This is a genomic window from Streptomyces sp. NBC_01477, assembly GCF_036227245.1.
Lineage (GTDB): Bacteria > Actinomycetota > Actinomycetes > Streptomycetales > Streptomycetaceae > Actinacidiphila.
On record NZ_CP109445.1, the window covers coordinates 7,623,791 to 7,641,556 of the forward strand.

At 73.9% G+C, this 17,766-nt stretch carries 18 protein-coding genes; 12 read left to right on the forward strand and 6 right to left on the reverse strand.

Features of this window, described 5'->3' with window-relative positions:
- Positions 1-32 precede the first annotated feature (32 nt).
- From OHA86_RS32445 to OHA86_RS32470, 6 genes are all read left to right on the forward strand, one after another.
- Positions 33-1,325, forward strand: coding sequence for a ricin-type beta-trefoil lectin domain protein (locus tag OHA86_RS32445; RefSeq protein ID WP_329181094.1), 1,293 nt, complete (start codon positions 33-35; stop codon positions 1,323-1,325).
- On the forward strand, positions 1,325-2,707 hold the full coding sequence (locus tag OHA86_RS32450; protein ID WP_329181096.1) for a ricin-type beta-trefoil lectin domain protein: 1,383 nt from the start codon (positions 1,325-1,327) through the stop codon (positions 2,705-2,707). Before OHA86_RS32445 ends, OHA86_RS32450 begins: the two co-directional genes overlap by 1 nt.
- Before the next feature lie 94 nt (positions 2,708-2,801).
- Complete coding sequence (locus OHA86_RS32455) at positions 2,802-3,542, forward strand: response regulator transcription factor (RefSeq protein ID WP_329181098.1); 741 nt, start codon at positions 2,802-2,804, stop codon at positions 3,540-3,542.
- Entirely contained in the window at positions 3,539-5,020 is a 1,482-nt protein-coding gene (locus OHA86_RS32460; RefSeq protein WP_329181099.1) for a sensor histidine kinase, read from the forward strand. Before OHA86_RS32455 ends, OHA86_RS32460 begins: the two co-directional genes overlap by 4 nt.
- A 57-nt stretch (positions 5,021-5,077) precedes the next feature.
- Positions 5,078-5,563 carry a hypothetical protein gene (locus OHA86_RS32465; protein WP_329181101.1) on the forward strand — a complete coding sequence of 162 codons (486 nt, stop codon included), beginning with the start codon at positions 5,078-5,080 and terminating at the stop codon, positions 5,561-5,563.
- Positions 5,560-5,787 (forward strand): hypothetical protein, encoded by a 228-nt coding sequence (locus tag OHA86_RS32470; RefSeq protein WP_329181103.1) that lies wholly within the window; start codon positions 5,560-5,562, stop codon positions 5,785-5,787. Before OHA86_RS32465 ends, OHA86_RS32470 begins: the two co-directional genes overlap by 4 nt.
- A 22-nt stretch (positions 5,788-5,809) precedes the next feature.
- Here the strand turns inward: OHA86_RS32470 and OHA86_RS32475 are convergent, their stop codons facing one another.
- From OHA86_RS32475 to OHA86_RS32490, 4 genes are all read right to left on the reverse strand, one after another.
- Entirely contained in the window at positions 5,810-7,507 is a 1,698-nt protein-coding gene (locus OHA86_RS32475; RefSeq protein ID WP_329181105.1) for a bifunctional 3'-5' exonuclease/DNA polymerase, read from the reverse strand.
- 114 nt (positions 7,508-7,621) lie between these two features.
- Positions 7,622-7,993 (reverse strand): thioredoxin, encoded by a 372-nt coding sequence (gene trxA, locus OHA86_RS32480; RefSeq protein ID WP_329181107.1) that lies wholly within the window; start codon positions 7,991-7,993, stop codon positions 7,622-7,624.
- Positions 7,994-8,378: 385 nt separating this feature from the next.
- A complete protein-coding gene (locus OHA86_RS32485; protein WP_329181108.1) occupies positions 8,379-9,104 on the reverse strand; it encodes a dienelactone hydrolase family protein in 726 nt (241 codons plus the stop codon).
- Positions 9,105-9,536: 432 nt separating this feature from the next.
- Complete coding sequence (locus tag OHA86_RS32490; protein WP_329181110.1) at positions 9,537-10,829, reverse strand: citrate/2-methylcitrate synthase; 1,293 nt, start codon at positions 10,827-10,829, stop codon at positions 9,537-9,539.
- A gap of 110 nt (positions 10,830-10,939) precedes the next feature.
- Between OHA86_RS32490 and OHA86_RS32495 the strand changes: the two genes are divergently transcribed.
- From OHA86_RS32495 to OHA86_RS32520, 6 genes are all read left to right on the forward strand, one after another.
- The gene (locus OHA86_RS32495; RefSeq protein WP_329181112.1) at positions 10,940-12,118 is read left to right on the forward strand and encodes a citrate synthase; all 1,179 of its coding nucleotides are present in this window, start codon (positions 10,940-10,942) and stop codon (positions 12,116-12,118) included.
- A 223-nt stretch (positions 12,119-12,341) separates the two neighbouring features.
- The gene (locus OHA86_RS32500; RefSeq protein ID WP_329182639.1) at positions 12,342-13,295 is read left to right on the forward strand and encodes a quinone oxidoreductase family protein; all 954 of its coding nucleotides are present in this window, start codon (positions 12,342-12,344) and stop codon (positions 13,293-13,295) included.
- A 129-nt stretch (positions 13,296-13,424) separates the two neighbouring features.
- Positions 13,425-14,324 carry a zinc metalloprotease HtpX gene (gene htpX, locus OHA86_RS32505; RefSeq protein WP_329181113.1) on the forward strand — a complete coding sequence of 300 codons (900 nt, stop codon included), beginning with the start codon at positions 13,425-13,427 and terminating at the stop codon, positions 14,322-14,324.
- Positions 14,324-14,881, forward strand: a complete 558-nt coding sequence (gene pspAB, locus OHA86_RS32510) for a PspA-associated protein PspAB (protein WP_329181115.1) — start codon at positions 14,324-14,326, stop codon at positions 14,879-14,881. Before htpX ends, pspAB begins: the two co-directional genes overlap by 1 nt.
- A gap of 140 nt (positions 14,882-15,021) precedes the next feature.
- On the forward strand, positions 15,022-15,204 hold the full coding sequence (locus OHA86_RS32515) for a hypothetical protein (protein ID WP_329181116.1): 183 nt from the start codon (positions 15,022-15,024) through the stop codon (positions 15,202-15,204).
- Between the two features lie 63 nt (positions 15,205-15,267).
- Positions 15,268-15,708 (forward strand): nitroreductase family deazaflavin-dependent oxidoreductase, encoded by a 441-nt coding sequence (locus tag OHA86_RS32520; protein WP_329181118.1) that lies wholly within the window; start codon positions 15,268-15,270, stop codon positions 15,706-15,708.
- A 150-nt stretch (positions 15,709-15,858) separates the two neighbouring features.
- Here the strand turns inward: OHA86_RS32520 and OHA86_RS32525 are convergent, their stop codons facing one another.
- Positions 15,859-17,301 carry an MFS transporter gene (locus tag OHA86_RS32525; RefSeq protein WP_329181120.1) on the reverse strand — a complete coding sequence of 481 codons (1,443 nt, stop codon included), beginning with the start codon at positions 17,299-17,301 and terminating at the stop codon, positions 15,859-15,861.
- A gap of 46 nt (positions 17,302-17,347) precedes the next feature.
- On the reverse strand, positions 17,348-17,713 hold the full coding sequence (locus OHA86_RS32530; RefSeq protein WP_329181121.1) for a nuclear transport factor 2 family protein: 366 nt from the start codon (positions 17,711-17,713) through the stop codon (positions 17,348-17,350).
- Between the last annotated feature and the right edge of the window lie 53 nt (positions 17,714-17,766).

Here is a 17,766-nt window from a genome sequence, read left to right on the forward strand (position 1 = left end):
GTTCTTCCGCCGCCCCTACCGAGGAGTCCGGCATGTCGGCATCACCCCCCACCCGACGGTTCAGACGGATACGCCCCCTCCCGCTGCTGGCCGCAGCCGCCCTGCTGGTCGGCGGCCTGCTCCAGCAGACCGCGTCCCCCGCGCGGGCCGCCGCCGTGCCCGCAGCGGCGCCGGCCGCCGCCGCCGCCACCTTCGCCGACGACTTCAACGGCGCCGCGGGCAGCGCGGTCGACAGCTCCAAATGGGGCTACGAGACCGGTGACAACGTCAACAACCACGAGCGCGAGTACTACACGAGCGGCACCCACAACGCGGCCCTCGACGGCCAGGGCGACCTGGTCATCACCGCCCGCAAGGAGAATCCGGCCAACTACCAGTGCTGGTACGGCACCTGCCAGTACACCTCGGCCCGGCTGTCCACCCCGCAGAAATTCACCCAGGCCTACGGCCACTTCGAGACCCGGATGAAGCTGCCGCGCGGCCAGGGCATGTGGCCGGCGTTCTGGATGCTCGGCAACGACATCGGCTCGGCCGGCTGGCCCAACAGCGGCGAGATCGACATCATGGAGAACGTCGGCTTCGAGCCCGGCAGCGTCCACGGCACCATCCACGGCCCCGGCTACTCCGGCTCGGCCGGCATCGGCGCCGGCTACACGCTGCCCAACGGGCAGAGCTTCTCCGACGCCTTCCACACCTTCGCCGTCGACTGGGCGCCCAACTCGATCAAGTGGTCGGTGGACGGCAACGTCTACGAGACCCGCACGCCCGCCGACGTGGGCGGCAACCGCTGGGTGTTCGACCACCCCTTCTACCTCATCATGAACCTCGCGGTCGGCGGCTACTGGCCCGGCGACCCCGACGGCAGCACCGCCTTCCCGCAGCAGCTCGTGGTCGACTACGTCCATGTGACCACCTCCGACACCTCGGGCGGCGGCACCGGCACCGGCCACGCCATCACCGGCCTCGCGGGCAAGTGCGTCGACATCGCGAGCGCGAGCAGCGCCAACGGCGCCGCGGTGCAGCTCTACGACTGCAACGGCACGGCCGCCCAGTCCTGGACGGTGGGCTCCGACGGCACGATCCGGGCGCTCGGCAAGTGCATGGACGTGGCCGCGGCCGGCACCGCCGACGGCACGAAGGTGCAGCTCTACGACTGCAACGGCAGCAACGCCCAGAAATGGACCGTCACCGCCGCCCACGACATCGTCAATCCCGCGGCGAACAAGTGCCTCGACGCGACAGGCAACAGTTCCGCCAACGGCACCCGGCTGCAGATCTGGACCTGCTCCGGCACCGCCAACCAGAAGTGGACCGTGAACGGCTGATGAGACGACAACACGCCATCCTGCTCGCCACCGCCCTGGCCGCAGGCACCCTGGGCACCTTCGGCATCACCCAGGCCTCGGGCGCCGACCCGTCGGGCGCGATCACCGGCTACGGCGGCAAGTGCGTCGACATCGCGAGCGCGAGCAGCGCCAACGGCGCCGCGGTGCAGCTCTACGACTGCAACGGCACGGCCGCCCAGTCCTGGACGGTGGGCTCCGACAGTACGCTCCGGGCGCTCGGCAAGTGCATGGACGTCACCGCCGCGGGCACCGCCAACGGCACGAAGGTGCAGCTCTACGACTGCAACGGCAGCAACGCCCAGAAGTGGACCGCCAGCGGCGGACAACTGGTCAACGCCGGCTCCGGCCGCTGCCTCGACGCGACGGGCCCCAGTTCGGCCAACGGCACCCGGCTGCAGATCTGGGACTGCTCCGGCTCCGCCAACCAGAAGTGGACGCTGCCGGTCGGCGGCGGCACACCGCCGACCAGCCCGCCGCCCGCCAACGGCGTGCAGGCCGTGGCGCCGTACCTCTACAACGGCTGGGGCAACCCGCCCGACCCGACCACGATCATGAACGCCACCGGCGTGAAGTGGTTCACCCTCGCCTTCGTGCTCAGCAACGGCACCTGCAACCCGCAGTGGGACGGCGGACGCGCGCTGACCGGCGGCGTCGACCAGGCCACCATCAACAAGGTCAGGGCGGCCGGCGGCGACGTCATCCCGTCCTTCGGCGGCTACAGCGGCAACAAGCTGGAGCAGTCCTGCACCAGCGCGAGCGCGCTGGCCGGGGCCTACCAGAAGGTGATCAGCGCCTACGGGCTGCGGGCCATCGACATCGACATCGAGGCCGACGCCTACAGCAACGGCACCGTCCAGCAGCGCACCGTCGACGCGCTCAAGACCGTCAAGGCCAACAACCCCGGCATCGCGGTCTACGTCACCATCGGCACCGGGCAGAGCGGCCCCGACACCGGCCTGATCAACAAGGCGGCGGCCTCCGGCCTGACCGTCGACAGCTGGACGATCATGCCGTTCGACTTCGGTGGCGCCGGCCAGAACATGGGCACTCTCACCACCAAGGCCGCCGACGGCCTCAAGAACGCGGTGAAGAACGCCTACGGCTACACCGACGACCAGGCCTACCGGCACAGCGGCATCTCCTCGATGAACGGCATCACCGACAACAACGAGACCGTCACCGTGGCCGATTTCCGCACCATCCTGGCCTACGCGCAGACCCACCACCTGGCCCGGCTGACCTTCTGGTCCGCCAACCGGGACCGGCCCTGCCCCGGCGGCTACCCCAATGACGACACCTGCTCGGGTGTCTCGCAGCAGGCCTGGGACTTCACCCGCACCTTCGCCCAGTACGGCGGGTGAGACCCCGGCATCAGCACTCCGCTCCCCGGCCGCGCAGGCATGGTTCCCGCGATGCATCATGTGACGGCGGCCGGGGAGCGGAGGCACGACGGCGATGACGGACGACGCAGGCACCGCGCCACCGGGCGGCGACGGGCGCGGGAGGGTCCTGGTGGTGGACGACGACGCCGCCATCCGCCGCTCGCTGGGCCGCGCCCTGCGGCTGCGCGGCTTCACCGTCGGCGAGGCGGACGGCGGCGCCGCCGCACTCGGCCTGCTCGCCGGCCCCACCGCCCCCGACGTGCTGGTGCTGGACATCTCCATGCCCGGCATCGACGGCATCGAGGTCTGCCGCACCCTGCGCGCCGGCGGCAACGACCTGCCGGTGCTGGTGCTCTCCGCCCTCGACGAGGTCGCCGACCGGGTCGCGGGACTCCAGGCGGGCGCCGACGACTACCTGGTCAAACCCTTCGCGCTGGAAGAGCTGGTGCTCCGGCTCGGCGCCCTGCTGCGCCGCCGCCCGCCGCGCCCCGACGACCAGGTGCGCGCCTGCGGCCTGGTGCTCGACCCGGCCGCCAGGACCGCCGCCCGGGACGGCGACCCGCTCGACCTGACCCGCAGGGAGTTCGAGCTGCTGGAGACGCTGGCCCGCAACACCGGCATCGTCCTGACCCGCGATCAGCTGCTCGACCGGGTGTGGGGCTACGACTTCGAGGTGCGCACCGACGCCGTCGACACCTTCGTCAGCTATCTGCGGCGCAAACTGGAGGCCGGCGGGCGCCCCCGGATCCTGCACACCGTACGCGGGGTCGGCTTCGTCCTGCGCCCGGGCGACAGCGGCGGGAGCGGCACATGAGACTGTCCACCCGTATCGGGCTGGCCGTCGCGGTCGTCGTCCCGCTGCTGGTCCTCGGCTCCGGCTGGATCATGGTCCGGCTGGTCGGCCGGGACGTGCACGCCGCCGCCGACGCCCATCTGCGCGAACGCGCCGCCGCCGTACGCCCCGAAGCCCTCGGCCTGCTGCGGGCGATGGCCAACGACCGCCCGGCGAGCGTCGAACAGGCCAGGCAGCGCAAGCTCTTCACCGCCGCGCTCGACGTCGGCATCCGGGTGACCGGCTCCGGCGGCACCGTCACCGGCGGCCCGCAGCCCGCCGCCTCGGTCACCCTGCCCCCGGCGCAGGACGCCGCCCGCCCGGTCACCGTCGCGGCCGGGCCGCAGAGCTGGCGCGTGCTGGCCGTGCCGCTCACCGCGGTGCGGCCCGCCGCGAGCGGCACCCTGTGGCTGTACGCCACCGACACCGCGGGCCGGCGGCAGATCGCGCACGTACGCCGCCGGGTGCTCACCGTCGCCCTGCTGACCGCGCCGGTCGCGGGGCTCGCCGCCTGGCTCGCCGCCGTACGCCTCGCCCGCCCGCTGCTGGCGCTCCAGCGCAGGGCCGTCGGCATCGACCCGCGGACCAGCGCCGCCCGGCTCGACCACACCCGCACCGGCGTCCCCGAGGTCGACGGCCTGGCCCGCGCCCTGCGGACCGTGCTGGCCCGCTACGACGAGCAGGCCGCCCGTACCGCCGAGGCCCTGGCCACCGCGCGTGCCTTCTCCTCGGCCGCCTCGCACGAACTGCGCACCCCGCTGATGAGCATGCGGATCAACCTCGACGTGCTGGACGGCGACCCGGCGCCCGAGGGGGCCGAACGTGCCGAGGTCGTCGCCGACCTGCGGGCCGGCCACGAACGGCTGCTCGGCCTGCTGGTGATGCTGCGCACCCTCGCCCAGGGCGACCTGGTCGAGGCCGACGCCTTCGTGCCCGTCGACCTCGCCGACCTGCTCGACTCCGCGGTACGCGACCTGCGCCGCGACCATCCCGACGCGCCGGTCACCGCGCACACCACGGGGCCCTGTGTCGTACGCGCCTGGCCGCAGGGCCTGCGCTCCGCCGTCGACAACCTGCTCACCAACGCCGTCGTGCACGGGGCGGGCCCGATCGAGGCGGCCCTGCGGGCAGACGCGGACGGCGCCGCCGTACGGCTGACGGTCGGCGACCACGGGCCCGGCGTGCCGCCCGCCACCCGGAACTCGGTCTTCACCCGCTTCCAGCGCCGCCCCGACAGCCCGGGATCCGGCCTCGGCCTGGCGCTGGTCGGCCAGCAGGCCGCCCTGCACAACGGCGCCGTCACCGTGACCGACCGCCCCGACGGAGCGCCCGGCGCCTGGTTCGTCCTCGACATCCCCCGCATGGCCCGGGGTCCCGCCCTGCCGCGCCGGCGCGACTGGCTCACCGCGGACACCGCCGCTCCCGCCGCCCCACAAGATTTCCACAAAGACCGCTCCTAATCTCCCGGCGACACCCGCACCGCGCAGCAGCCGGTGCTGTCACCGAGGAGGTCACCCATGCGCACCACCCGTACCGCGATCGCCGTCACCGCGGCGGCTGCCGCCCTGCTCACCGCGGCCGGGACCGCCGCCGCCGACACCACCCCCACGCCCTCCGCCGCCGCCACCTCGGCGGGCAAGGCGCCGACCGGCGACGGCGCCCGCGCGCTGTGCAAGCGGCTGCCGACGGTCGACGCGCGCATCGACCGGGCACTGGCCCGGCTGAACGGGCCGGCCGCGGAACGCGGTTCGATCGCCCGGCTCCAGCAGCGGATCTCCCACGCCGACGCCAAGGGCGACACGGCCGTCTCGACGTTCCTCAAGGACCGGCTGACCTTCCGCCAGTCGCTGGTCCCGACGCTCACCAAGCGCTCCACCGACCTCGACGCGGTCCGCAGCTGGTGCGGCACCCAGCACTTCCCGGCGAGGGACAAGGCCAAGGGTGCGGCGAAGAACGGCGCGAAGAACACCGCGAACAACACCGCGAAGGGCAGCGGCGAATGAGCCGGGCCCACCGCCGGGCGCTGGCCCTGCTGCCGGCCGGGGCGCTGGCCGCGCTGCTGCTCACCGGCTGCGGCAGCCACGGCCACGCGGCCGGCAGTCCGGGCAGTCCCGGCAGTACCTCGCCGGCGCCCGCCGCCTCGGACGTCGCCCATATGCAGAAGCTGCTGGACGACGCCGCCTCGGCCGCCGCGGTCGCCGACTCCGACGCCGCGGCCGACAAGTGACCGGGGCGGCGCGCCCGGCGGGCTACTTCGCGTCCGCGTAGCGCTCCACCGCGTGCGTCTCCAGCGGGAAGGGCACCGGGGTGTCGCCGAAGACCAGCCGACGGGCCTCGCCGGCCGCCGCCGCGACAGCGGACTCCACGGCGGGCGCGAGGTCCGCCGGGGTGTGTACGACCACCTCGTCGTGCTGGAAGAACACCAGCCGCGGCGCCGGGCCGATCGCGGCCAATTCGCGGCGCAGCGCGGCCAGCATCGCGAGCGCCCAGTCCGCGGCGCTCGCCTGGATCACGAAATTCCGCGTGAAGCGCCCCCACGACCTGGCCGCCCTGCGATCGGGTGACGCCCCGTCCGCCGGGTCCGCCGCCTCGTCCACGAACCGGTCGGCCGATGGCGCGGGCGACGTACGGCCGAGCTGCGAGCGTACGATCCCGCCCGCCTCGCCGGTACGGGCCGCGGCCTCCACCAGCGCCAGCGCGACCGGGAAGCGCCGCCGCATCACCGCGAGCAACTGCCCCGCCTCGCCGCTGGTCTGCCCGTACATCGCGGCGAGCAGCGCGATCTTGGCCCGCGGGCGGTCCCCGGAGAAGGCGTCACGGGCCACCGCCGCGTAGAGGTCGCCGCCGGCCGCCGCCCGGGCCAGGCCCTGGTCGCCGGACATCGCGGCCAGCACCCGCGGCTCCAACTGGCCGGCGTCCGCGACCACCAGCAGGTGGCCGGGGTCGGCGACCACGGCGGCCCGCAGCGGCCGGGGAATCTGCAGTGCCCCGCCGCCCCGGGTCGCCCACCGCCCCGACACCACACCGCCGACCACGTACTCCGGCCGGAAACGGCCCTCGCGCACCCAGGCCTCTCGCCACGCCCAGCCGTGGGCGGCATGGATACGCGACAGCTCCTTGTAGCGCAGCAGCAGCTCGGCCGCCGGGTGTTCGACCTTGCGCAGCTCGTGCGAACGGGTCGAGGTCAGCGGCACACCGACCCGCGCGAAGGCGGGCAGCAACTGGGCGGGGGAGTCGGGATTGACCTGGCGGCCCAGCGCGTCCTGGATGCGCTGCGCCAGCTCACCGAGCCTGGCCGGCCGGGCGCCGCCGGCCGGGCGCGGGCCGAGCAGCCCGGTCAGCAGGTCGTCGTGCGCCCGCGCGCTCCACGGCAGACCGTCCCTGCCCATCTCGACGGCCGCCAGCGCGCCCGCGGACTCCGCCGCGCACAGCAGCCGCATCCGGTCCGGCCGCTCGCCCGCGGCGATCCGCCGCTGCTGGGCGGCATGCACCTCCACCAGCGCGGCCAGCGGGTCGGCGCCGGGCGGCAGATGGTGGCGGTCGGCGGCGAACAGCACCGGCTGGTCGTCGGCGCCGGACTCCGGCGCGTCCGGCGGCTCGGGCAGGTCGTGCAGCCGCGCCCAGGCCGCCCCCAGCGAACGCGGCCTGCCGTGCCTGCCCTCCTGGCCCAGCAGCAGCGTCTCGACCAGCTTCACGTCATGGCACCGCCCGACCCTGACCCCGCCCCGGTCCAGCAGCCCCGGATAGAGCTCCTCCGTCCCGCCCCACACCCAGCGCGGCCCCGCCGCCGCCTCGATCTCCCGCACGGCCGCCGCGAGATCCGCCACCGCCTCGGTCCCGCCGACCGTCCCGCCGTCCTCGCCGACCCCGCACAGCCGTCCGCCGCCGCCGACCGGATCGGCCACGACGGCCACCCGCCCGGCTCCGGCGTCGACGGCTCCACCCACTCCATGAGCGTAGGGCCGACCACTGACAACGGCCGGGCAGGACGCCGGCCGGGTGTCAGGGAACGCCGACGAGCCCGGTCGGCGCTGTGCGCCGCCGGGCTCGTCGGCGGGAGGTCAGCCCTGCTGTGCCTGGGCTTCCTCGACGGACTTGTGGACCTCGGCCATGTCCAGCGCGCGGGCCTGCGCGATGACGTCCTCCAGTGCGGGCTCGGGCAGCGCGCCCGGCTGGGCGAAGACCGCCACCTTGTCCCTGACGATCATCAGCGTCGGGATCGACTGGATCTGGAAGGCCGCCGCAAGCTCCGGCTGGGCCTCCGTGTCGACCTTCGCGAAGACCAGGTCCTGGTGCTTGTCCGAGGACTTGTCGTAGACCGGTGCGAAGGACCGGCACGGCCCGCACCAGGCGGCCCAGAAGTCGATGAGGACGAAGTCGTTGGCGGACACGACCTCGTCGAAGTTCTCCTTGGTCAGCTCCACAGTGCTCATGCCAGCCACAACGGGCGGCGGCGCCGGGAAATTCCGGCCCGCCCGGGACGTGTGCTCACTCGTCCGAGTGGCGTCGGCGCCGCGTCCATGGCGTGCGGCGCCGCACACTCGTTGTCCCTGTATGGCACCGACGCAGAGGCAGAGAACAGCGCAGGCCACCGACGTGACGGCACGTGGCGGAACGGTTCTGCGGCACGGCGCGGAAGTCCCGGTCTTCGCCGCCCTCGCCGCGCAGTGGCGTTCCGCCGGCCGCATGGTCCCCGGCCAGCTTGACCCGGAGTGGTCCGCCCTGACCACCCCAGCCCCAGCCGGAAACCTGCCGCGGTGACCGGAGGGCGGGAGCCTGGTCAGGGCCGACCGGCCGCGTTCCCGGCCGCCGACCGGCTCACTCCGTTACGGGCAGGCACTCGGTGAGCAGGTCGACGACATCGCGCCAGGCTCGCTGCGCGTGCCGCGGGTGGTGGCCCACCCCGGGGACCACGGCCTGGTCGACCGGCGGGTGGTGGAAGGCGTGCAAGGCGCCGCCGTAGACCACCAGGCGCCAGTCGACACCCGCGGCCTGCATCTCGGCGGTGAACGCCTCCCGTTGCGCGGGCGGCATGATCGGGTCCTCCGACCCGACCCCGGCCCACACCGGGCAGCGGATGCGCGCCGCCTCGCCCGGCCGGCCCGTGGTGGTCGCGTTGACCGTCCCGATCGCGCGCAGGTCGACGCCGTCGCGCCCGAGTTCCAGCGCGATCGCACCCCCGGTGCCGTAGCCGACGGCGGCGATCCGGTCCGGGTCGGTGCGCGGTTCCGCGCGCAGCACGTCGAGCGCCGCGTGGCCGATGTCCCGCATCCGGTCGGGATCGGCGAGCAGCGGGGTCACGTGCGCCAGCATCTCCGCGGGGTCGGTGAACCAGCGCCCGCCGTTGATGTCGAAGGCCAGCGTCACGTACCCCAACTCGGCCAGCGCGTCGGCCCGGCGGCGCTGGAAGTCGTTCAGCCCCGGCCCCTCGGGCCCGAGCAGCACCGCGGGCCGGCGGCCGACCCCCGCCGGGAGCGCGAGGTGCCCGATCATCGTCAGCCCATCGGCCGGATACTCGACCGTGCGTGCGGTCACCGTCGTCATAACCCTGGACCATAGCGACCGCCGCCCCCGGTCGGGCCGTTGTTCACCACTGGCAGAACAGCCCGTCTGCGCCTCTGACGTGCGGGGATCGCGCTACGCACCAGGTCGGCCCAGCTGCGGATAGGGGAAGCGCACCCGGCCACGACGCAGCTGAGGAGGCAGTGCCACGTCACGTGGCACCCACCCGGGGGCTCGGGGAACTGCGCGCCCGGTCACAGCGCACCGCAAGTGCGAAGGCCACGCCACGTGGCACTCACCCGGGGCGCGGGGAATTCCGCGGGCAACCACGACGCCGCTGCGGAGGCAGCGTCACGCCGAGTGGCGCCCCGGGGGGCGCGGAACTGCGCGCCCGGCCACAGCGCACCGCAAGTGCGAAGGCCACGCCACGTGGCACCCCCACGGCCGTGAGGAACCGCGCCGGGACCGCAGACCTCACCGCCCCCCGCCGGGGGGAAGCGGGCGAGGGGCCGCCGGCCCGACATAGATTCCGGTGGGCCGCATCCGCAAGGCCCGCTCCCCGTACTCCTCCAGCGCGTGCGCGACCCACCCCGCGGTCCTGCCCACGGCAAAGATCGCCTCGCCCGCCTCCGCCGGCATGTCCGAGGCGACCGACAGCACCGCGAGCGCCAGATCGACATTCGCGTGCAGCGGTGTGTGCCGCGCCGCCGTGGCGACGGTGTCGCGCGCCGCGGCGAGCGCGTCCGCCGCGGCGGGCACCTCGGCGAGCCGCGCGAGCAGCAGCCGCGCCCGGGGGTCCTCGCCGCGGTAGAGCCGGTGGCCGAGCCCCGGCACGCGCTGCCCGGCCCGCAGGTGCGCGGCGACCACGGGGCCGGCGCCGCCCTGGTCCAGGACGTCGCGGAGCATCCGGTGGGCCAGCGCGCTGGCCTGCCCGTGCAGCGGCCCGTCGAGCGCGCCGAGCCCGGCGGACACGGCGGCGTAGGGGTGGGCGCGGGCGGACGCCGCGACCCGTACCGCGAGCGTCGACGCGGCCAGGTCGTGGTCGATGAGCAGCGCGAGCGCCGCGTCCAGCACCCGCAGCGACGCCGGGTCCGCGTCTCGCGCGGTGAGCCGCGACCACAGCCGCCGGGCGATCGGCGCGGCACTGTCCACGGCTTCCCCGCCGGCCGGCGGCAGCGCGTCGACCAGCGTCGGAATCAGCCCGCGCGCCGACCCGAGCACCGCGTCCCGCGCGAGGTCGAAGCGCAGCGGATCCGCCCCGCCCGCGGCGATCACGGCAACGCGCATCCGGTCCATCGGCCCGCTGCCGGCGGGCAGCGCGCCTGCCGCGGCCCGGGCCGCGGCCAGCGGCGCCGGGGGAGCGGTGAAGTGGACGCCGGGGACCAGCTCCCCGGTCCACAGCCACTCCGCGACCTCCTCGTACGCGTACGCCTCCGCGAGGGCGACCGCGTCCACCCCCCGGAAGGCGTAGCTGTCGGCGGCCGGGTCGATGAGCGTGATGCCGGTACGGATCCGGCCCCAGCCGCCCTCGGTGTCACCCGAGGCGGGGGCGCCCGCGGTGGCCGCACGGCCCCTGGCCGCCAGTGCGGCGACCTCCAACGGGTCGAAGGTGCTGCCCCGCCCGCCGGCGGCGCGCCGGCTGCCGAGCAGCCCCCGGCTGACGTACGCGTACAGCGTCTCCGGCTTGACGCCGAGCCGGTCGGCGGCCTCCCGCGTACTGATGCGCTCGCGCTCGCCGTCGCCGTCGCCCGCTGTCCCGTCGGTCATGGGCGCCACCGTATCCACCCCGCATCAACCGTCGCCCACATTGATCGATCAACATTGACACTCCAAGAATCAATCATGGACAGTCAAGTCAAGAGCCGAGGAGGAAACCGATGCCCACCACCGAACTGCCCACCGCACCGCCGCAGGCGGCCCCGCTCGAAGCCCCGCGCGGCCTCAAGGGCGTGATCGTCACCGACACCGTGCTCGGCGACGTCCGCGGAACCGAGGGCTTCTACCACTACCGCGAGTTCTCCGCGGTCGAGCTGGCCGCGAGCCGCGGCTTCGAGGACGTCTGGCATCTGATGTTCCACGGCACACTGCCGACCGCGCAGGAGCGCGCCCGCTTCACCCGGCAGACCGCGCGGCTGCGCCACCTGCCCGCGGCCGTCAAGGACGCGCTGCCCGCCGTGGCACGCGCCACCGGCGCGTCGGGGCCGCTCGCGGGGCTGCGTACGGCGCTGTCGTTGACCGGCGCCGCCGCCGGATTCCGGCCGCTGTACGACCTCGACCCGGCCCGGCGGCAGGCCGACGCGCTGGCCGCCTGCGCGGCCGTACCGACACTGCTGACCGCGCTGCACCGGCTCGGCCGCGGCCTTGAGCCCGTCGAGCCGCGCGACGACCTGCCGTACGCCGCGAACTACCTCTACATGCTCACCGGCGAGGAGCCGGACCGGGACCGGGCGCGGGCCGTCGAGCAGTATCTGATCTCGACCGTCGACCACGGCTTCAACGCCTCGACCTTCACCGCCCGGGTCATCGCCTCGACCGGCGCGGACCTGGCGGCCTGCCTGGTCGGCGCGGTCGGCGCGCTGTCGGGACCGCTGCACGGCGGGGCGCCGAGCCGCGCGCTCGACACGCTGGACGCGATCGGCGGCCCGGACCGTATCGACGGCTGGCTGCGCGAGCACATCGCGGCCGGCGAGCGGATCATGGGCTTCGGTCACCCCGTCTACCGCACCGAGGACCCGCGGTCCCGGCTGTTGAAGGGGATGGCCCAGGACATCGGCGGCGACCTGGTCGACTTCGCCGTCCAGGTCGAGGAGCGCGCGGAGGCGCTGCTCGCGGAGCTGAAGCCGGGGCGCGAGCTGCACATCAACGTGGAGTTCTACGCCGGTGTGGTGATGGAGCTGTGCGGGCTGCCGCGGGAGATGTTCACGCCGACCTTCGCCGCCGCCCGGGTGGTCGGCTGGAGCGCCAACATCCTGGAGCAGGCCGCCGACAGCAAGATCATCCGCCCGTCCGCCCGCTATGTGGGCCCGCCGCCGCCCCGGCCGGTCCCCGCGGCCTGACCGCGGCGAGACGGGCGTGGCCAGGCGAGGGCAGGCGCGGAAAAGCACCGAGAGGCACCGAGAGGCACCGAAAGGCGCATAGGGAGGCGGGGGAAGGCGCGGGAATGTGCCGAGGGCTGCGAAAGGCGCGGCACACCGCCACGGGTAGTCCCCGTACCGACCAGTCGGTAATATCGGGAGCGTGCCGGAACCCCGGCGCGAGGCCTACCCCGGAGGAGTCGCCGTGCGGGCGATACAGATCACCGAATTCGGCGGACCCGACGTCCTGAAGGTGGCCGAACTGCCCGATCCGGTCGCGGGTGCGGGACAGCTGCTGCTGGACGTCGACTCGGCCGGGGTGAACTACGCCGACACGCACACCGTGGAGAATTCGTACCTCGCCCGCTCCACCCTGCCCATGGTGCCGGGCGCCGAGGTCGTCGGCCGGACCGCCGGGGGCCGCCGGGTCGTCGCCCTCACCGACAACGGGGGATACGCCCAGAAGGCCGCTGTCCAGGAGGCGCTGGCCCACGACGTGCCGGACGACGTCACCGACGGTCAGGCGCTCGCGCTGATCGTGCAGGGCCTCACCGCCTGGCACCTGCTGCGGACGTCGGCGCGGCTGGCGCCCGGCGAGAGCGTCGTGGTGCACGCGGCGGCCGGCGGCACCGGCTCGCTCGCCGTCCAGCTCGCCAAGGAGTTCGGCGCGGGCCGGGTGATCGCCACCGCGTCCACCCAGGACAAGCGCGACCTGGCGCTGGAACTGGGCGCCGACGCCGCGGTCGACGGCGACCCGGAAGGCCTCACCGAGCGGCTGACCGCGGCCAACGGCGGGCGCAAGGTCGACATCGTGCTGGAGATGACCGGCGGCCCGGTCTTCGACGCCTCGCTGGCCGCCCTCGCCCCGTTCGGCCGACTGGTCGCCTACGGAATGGCGTCGAGGACCCCTCCCGCCCCGGTGCAGCCCGCCCAGCTGATGGGCCGGTCGCGGGCCGTCGTCGGCTTCTGGCTGATGCACTGCCTGGGCCGCCCGGGGATGTACCACGAGCCGCTGGCCGAGCTGCTCGCCATGACGGCGAAGGGCCGGCTGCGCCCCCGGCTCGGCGGCGTCTACGGCCTTTCCGAGGCGGCCGGGGCGCACGCCGATCTGCGCGCCCGGCGCACGATGGGGAAGCTGGTGCTCGATGTGACCCGATGAGCGGAACCGGAAGGGTCGTCCCGGTCGTTGGATCGGTGCAACAGTTGAAGGTGCAGGCACACTCATTACCAGTGGAGCACGCAGGGCCGCCCCCCGCGACCCGCGCCCCCGCACAGCTCGGGAGGGGCCATGCCACGCAACCGCTTCGCACAGGACCGGGGACTGACGACCCGCATGGTCGTCACGATGTTCCTGATCGGACTGCTCTATGTCGTCTTCGTCGGCGCGCTGATCGCCCTGCTGCACGGCGCCTGGCCGATCATTGTGATCATCGCCGGACTGCTCTTCGTGGTCCAGTTCTGGTTCAGCGACCGGATCGCCGCATTCAGCATGGGCGCCCATGAGGTCAGCGCGCAGGAGCAGCCGGAACTGCACGGCGTCGTGGACCGGATCTGCGCGCTCGCGGACCTGCCCAAGCCGAAGGTCGCCGTCGCGCAGTCCGATGTGCCCAACGCGTTCGCGACCGGACGCAATCAGAAGAACACGGTGGTGTGCGTCACCACCGGGCTGCTGCGCAGACTGGAGCCGGAGGAGCTGGAAGGCGTCGTCGCGCACGAGCTGTCCCATGTCGCGCACAAGGACGTCGCCGTGATGACGATCGCGTCCTTCCTCGGCATCCTGGCCGGCGTCATCACCCGGATCGGCCTGTGGGGCGGCTTCCGGCGCAGCCGCGACCCGGGCACCGCCGTCCTGTTCATCCTCGTACCGCTGGTCAGCGCGGTGGTCTATGTGATCAGCTTCCTGCTCACCCGGATGCTGTCGCGCTACCGCGAGCTGTCCGCCGACCGCAGCGCCGCCCTGCTGACCGGCCGCCCGTCGGCACTGGCCTCCGCGCTCACCAAGGTCAGCGGCGAACTGGCCGCCATCCCCACCAAGGACCTGCGCGTCGCCGAGCCCTTCAACGCGTTCTACTTCGCCCCCGCGCTCACTACCAGCCCCACCGTCTCCAAGCTGCTCGCCACCCATCCCAGCCTCGAACAGCGGCTGGCGCAGCTCGCCGCCATCACGGTCGAACTGGACCGCCGCTGATGGGCCTGCTCGACGTGCTGCTCGGCCGCAGCAAGCCGGTCCGCCCCGACCTCGACCAGCTCTTCGGGCTGTCCTCGGCCGCGATCACCCTCCAGGCGGCGAGCGAACTGCGCCCGACCGGCCTGGGCGCGGTGTGCTTCGCGGCCGTCGAGGGCGGCGCCTTCACCGAGGTCCAGCAGGACCTGCACGCCCTGCTGGAGGTCGAGTCCAGCCGCGACTCCTACGGCTACACCTGGCTGCAGTCCCGGCACGAGCCCACCGGGATGACCGACCTCGTCACCGATCTGCACGCCGTCAATTCCGCGCTGGAGGCCAACGGCTTCGGCCCGCAACTGCTGTGCTCCCTGGTCGGCTTCCACGATCCCGAGGGCCACCGGATGGCCCTGGTCTACCTCTACAAAAGAGGTTCGTTCTACCCTTTCGCGCCGCTGCCCGGCGAGAAGCGCGACCACGCCCTGGAGCTCCAGGTCAATGCCCTGGTCGCCAACGACCTGCGGCTGGAGGCCGATCTGTCCCGCTGGTTCCCGGTCTGGGGCGCGCCCGGCCTGGGGGAGTGAGCCGCCTCCCGGCACGGCCGCGGAAATCGAACCGGCGTGCGTCGAAAGACGGTTGCCGGGCAGACGGTCGGTGACGGACGCCGCCGGCGTCCGGAGACCGATCGCCGCCCGCAGGGGCGGCCATCGCCGAGGAGGGTCACATGCTGGCAGCCGTGGGCGCCGTCATCTTCGCCATCGCTTACCTGATCAACGTCACGAGCACCGACACGGACGCGGCCTTCACGCCGATAAGCCTGATGATCGCGGGGTTGTGCTTCGTGGCCCTGCACCTCGCCGGAGTCGGCTCCGGCTGGTCGTACCCGTCCAGACGGCGTCGCCGCTGAGCCGGGGCGGGGCGGGGATCTAGAGTGGGAAGCGTTGCCGACAACCCTCTAGGAGGCATACGGATGACCGTCTACGACCCCGCCACGGTGAAGATCAGCCCTGAATCGTGGGTGGCGGAACAGGCCAAGCGCTACGAGGAGTCGGACGGCACCGAAGCCACCGACCTCAAGGGCTCGCCCTGCCTGCTGCTCGACTACCAGGGCCGCCGCACCGGCGAGTGGCGCCGCACGGTACTGATCTACGGCCGTGACGGCGACGACTACCTGATCGTCGCCTCCAAGGGCGGCGCCACCGAGCACCCGCTGTGGTTCAACAGCCTCGTCGCCAATCCCGAGGTCCACCTGCGCGTGCTCGGCGAGCGTTTCGCGGCCCGTGCCGAGGTGCTGTCCGCCGAGGACAAGGCCCGCGTGTGGCCGCACCTGCTGGAGGTCTACCCGCCCTACGCCGAATACCAGGAGCGCACCGACCGCGACATCCCCGTCGTCCGGCTCGTCCGCACCTGACGCCCGCTCCCCGCTCCCCGGGGATCAACGGCGCGGCGCCACCGCGTCCGGGGCAGGTCCTGCGGACGGGGCGGCGGCGGTGCACGGGTGAGGGGCGCCCATCCATGAGGGGCGCCCCTCACCCGTGCCGCCGTCCGGCGTGTCCCGGCTTCAGCGCGCCCCGGGGCGGCGGGCGGTGAGCACGGCCAGCAGCAGTTCGAGCGCCAGAAGGAAGGCCAGGCCGAGACCGAAGGCGTGCGGGTAGTGCTCCGGCGCCCCGGCGCCCACCGCGTTGTAGAAGACGATGCCGATCAGCGCGATCCCCAGCGCACCGCTGACCTGCTGGATGGTCGCCACCACCCCGGAGGCCGCGCCGACCAGGTGCGCCGGGACCGTGGCCAGCGCGTCATGCGTGAGCGGCGCGATCACCATGCCCATTCCGACGCCGTCGAGGAACAGCCCGGGCACCAGCTCCCACAGGCTGCCGGTGGTGCCCGACGCGTGCACCGCGGCCCACAGCGCGCCCAGACCCGCGGCCATGAACAGCGCCCCCGCCGGCACCGTACGGCTGCCGAGGCGTCCCGCGAGCCGGTGCGCGGCGGTCGAGGTGAGCAGGTAGCCGACGCCGATGGCCAGGAAGACCACACCCGACGCCAGGGCGTCGAGCCCCCGGCCCGCCTGCAGATACAGGGCGAGGACCAGGAAGAACGAGCCCTGGCCGGCCCAGAACACCAGCTGCGCCAGCGCCCCGGCGGCGAAGCCGCGCTGCCGGAAGAGCGCGGTGTCGAGCACCGGGTCGCCGCCCGCCGCGCCCAGCCGCCGCTGGTGCGCCACGAAGACCGTGAAGAGCACGGCGGACCCGGCCAGGCACAGCCACGTCCACAGCGGCCAGCCCAGCGAACGGCCCTGGATCAGCGGCAGCACCAGGGCGACGACCGCAGCGGTGGACAGCGCCACACCGGTGTTGTCCAGCCGTGGCCGCCGCGGCGCCCGCGACTCGCGCAGCGCCCGCGGTGTGGCGGCCAGCGCCGCCAGGCCCACCGGCAGGTTGATCAGGAAGCAGGCCCGCCAGCCCAGCCCCAGCAGGTCCGCCTTGATCAGCAGTCCGCCGATCAGCTGCCCGAAGACCGCGCCGACCCCCATCGTCAGCCCGTACATGCTGAACGCGCGGGCCTGCGCCTTGCCCGTCCAGCCGGTCTGCAGGATCGCCAGCACCTGCGGGCCCATCAGGGCCGCGGACAGCCCCTGCAGCACCCGCGCCGCCACCAGTGTCCCGGCGGTCGGCGCGAAGCCGCAGGCCGCCGAGGTCGCGGTGAACAGCGCGAGCCCCACCGTGAACATCCGCCGCCTGCCGAAGATGTCACCGAGCCGGCCGGCGGTGATCAGCCCGGTGGCCACGGCCAGGCCGAAGCCGGCCACCACCCACTCGATCGCCGCGGTGCCGGCCCCCAGATCGCTCTGCACCGCGGGTATCGCCACATTGACGATGAAGATGTCGAGCGCGGTCATGAAGGTGGCGGCCAGCAGGACCAGCAGGCCGAGACCGGGCCGTCCGGCGTCCGGAGCGGCGCTCCCGGGCGCGGACGGGGAGAGCGTGGAGGTGGCCGAGGCCATGACGGAACTCCTGTCACGAGAAGGGGGCTGAGCGGCGGAGCGCCGGTCAGGCGGCGGCCGGCACCTTGTCGAGGAAGCCGAGGACGTGCTGCACCAGCCCGTCGGCGCCGGTGGTGACCACGTCGAAGCCGACCACCAGCGACTCGCCGCCGGCCGGTCCCAGCTCCCAGGTGAAGCGGGCGATGTCGTGGTGCGCGTCGACCGGGCCGAGGGTGAAGACCAGGCCCGCGAACTGCGCCTGCACGGCGGCGATCACCGCGTCGAGCGCGTCCCGCCCGGTGACGTCGGCCAGCGGGTCGGTGTAGCGGGCGTCGGCGGCGAAGACCGCGTCGATCCCCTGTCGCCTGGCGGCCGGGTCGGTCTCGTTCCACACCGCGATGTACTGCTCGACCAGCTGCTGGATGTCGCTCATGACGGATGTCTCCCTGCTGTCGCCGGCGCCGGGTTGCGCCGTCTCCTTGCAGG

Excerpts from the sequence above, each read along its gene's own strand:
- OHA86_RS32445 (WP_329181094.1), top strand. The coding sequence starts at position 33 with ATGTCGGCATCACCCCCCACCCGACGGTTCAGACGGATACGCCCCCTC.
- OHA86_RS32450 (WP_329181096.1), top strand. The coding sequence starts at position 1,325 with ATGAGACGACAACACGCCATCCTGCTCGCCACCGCCCTGGCCGCAGGC.
- OHA86_RS32455 (WP_329181098.1), top strand. The coding sequence starts at position 2,802 with ATGACGGACGACGCAGGCACCGCGCCACCGGGCGGCGACGGGCGCGGG.
- OHA86_RS32460 (WP_329181099.1), top strand. The coding sequence starts at position 3,539 with ATGAGACTGTCCACCCGTATCGGGCTGGCCGTCGCGGTCGTCGTCCCG.
- OHA86_RS32465 (WP_329181101.1), top strand. The coding sequence starts at position 5,078 with ATGCGCACCACCCGTACCGCGATCGCCGTCACCGCGGCGGCTGCCGCC.
- OHA86_RS32470 (WP_329181103.1), top strand. The coding sequence starts at position 5,560 with ATGAGCCGGGCCCACCGCCGGGCGCTGGCCCTGCTGCCGGCCGGGGCG.
- trxA (WP_329181107.1), bottom strand. The coding sequence starts at position 7,993 with ATGAGCACTGTGGAGCTGACCAAGGAGAACTTCGACGAGGTCGTGTCC.
- OHA86_RS32485 (WP_329181108.1), bottom strand. The coding sequence starts at position 9,104 with ATGACGACGGTGACCGCACGCACGGTCGAGTATCCGGCCGATGGGCTG.
- OHA86_RS32490 (WP_329181110.1), bottom strand. The coding sequence starts at position 10,829 with ATGACCGACGGGACAGCGGGCGACGGCGACGGCGAGCGCGAGCGCATC.
- OHA86_RS32495 (WP_329181112.1), top strand. The coding sequence starts at position 10,940 with ATGCCCACCACCGAACTGCCCACCGCACCGCCGCAGGCGGCCCCGCTC.
- htpX (WP_329181113.1), top strand. The coding sequence starts at position 13,425 with ATGCCACGCAACCGCTTCGCACAGGACCGGGGACTGACGACCCGCATG.
- pspAB (WP_329181115.1), top strand. The coding sequence starts at position 14,324 with ATGGGCCTGCTCGACGTGCTGCTCGGCCGCAGCAAGCCGGTCCGCCCC.
- OHA86_RS32515 (WP_329181116.1), top strand. The coding sequence starts at position 15,022 with ATGCTGGCAGCCGTGGGCGCCGTCATCTTCGCCATCGCTTACCTGATC.
- OHA86_RS32520 (WP_329181118.1), top strand. The coding sequence starts at position 15,268 with ATGACCGTCTACGACCCCGCCACGGTGAAGATCAGCCCTGAATCGTGG.
- OHA86_RS32525 (WP_329181120.1), bottom strand. The coding sequence starts at position 17,301 with ATGGCCTCGGCCACCTCCACGCTCTCCCCGTCCGCGCCCGGGAGCGCC.
- OHA86_RS32530 (WP_329181121.1), bottom strand. The coding sequence starts at position 17,713 with ATGAGCGACATCCAGCAGCTGGTCGAGCAGTACATCGCGGTGTGGAAC.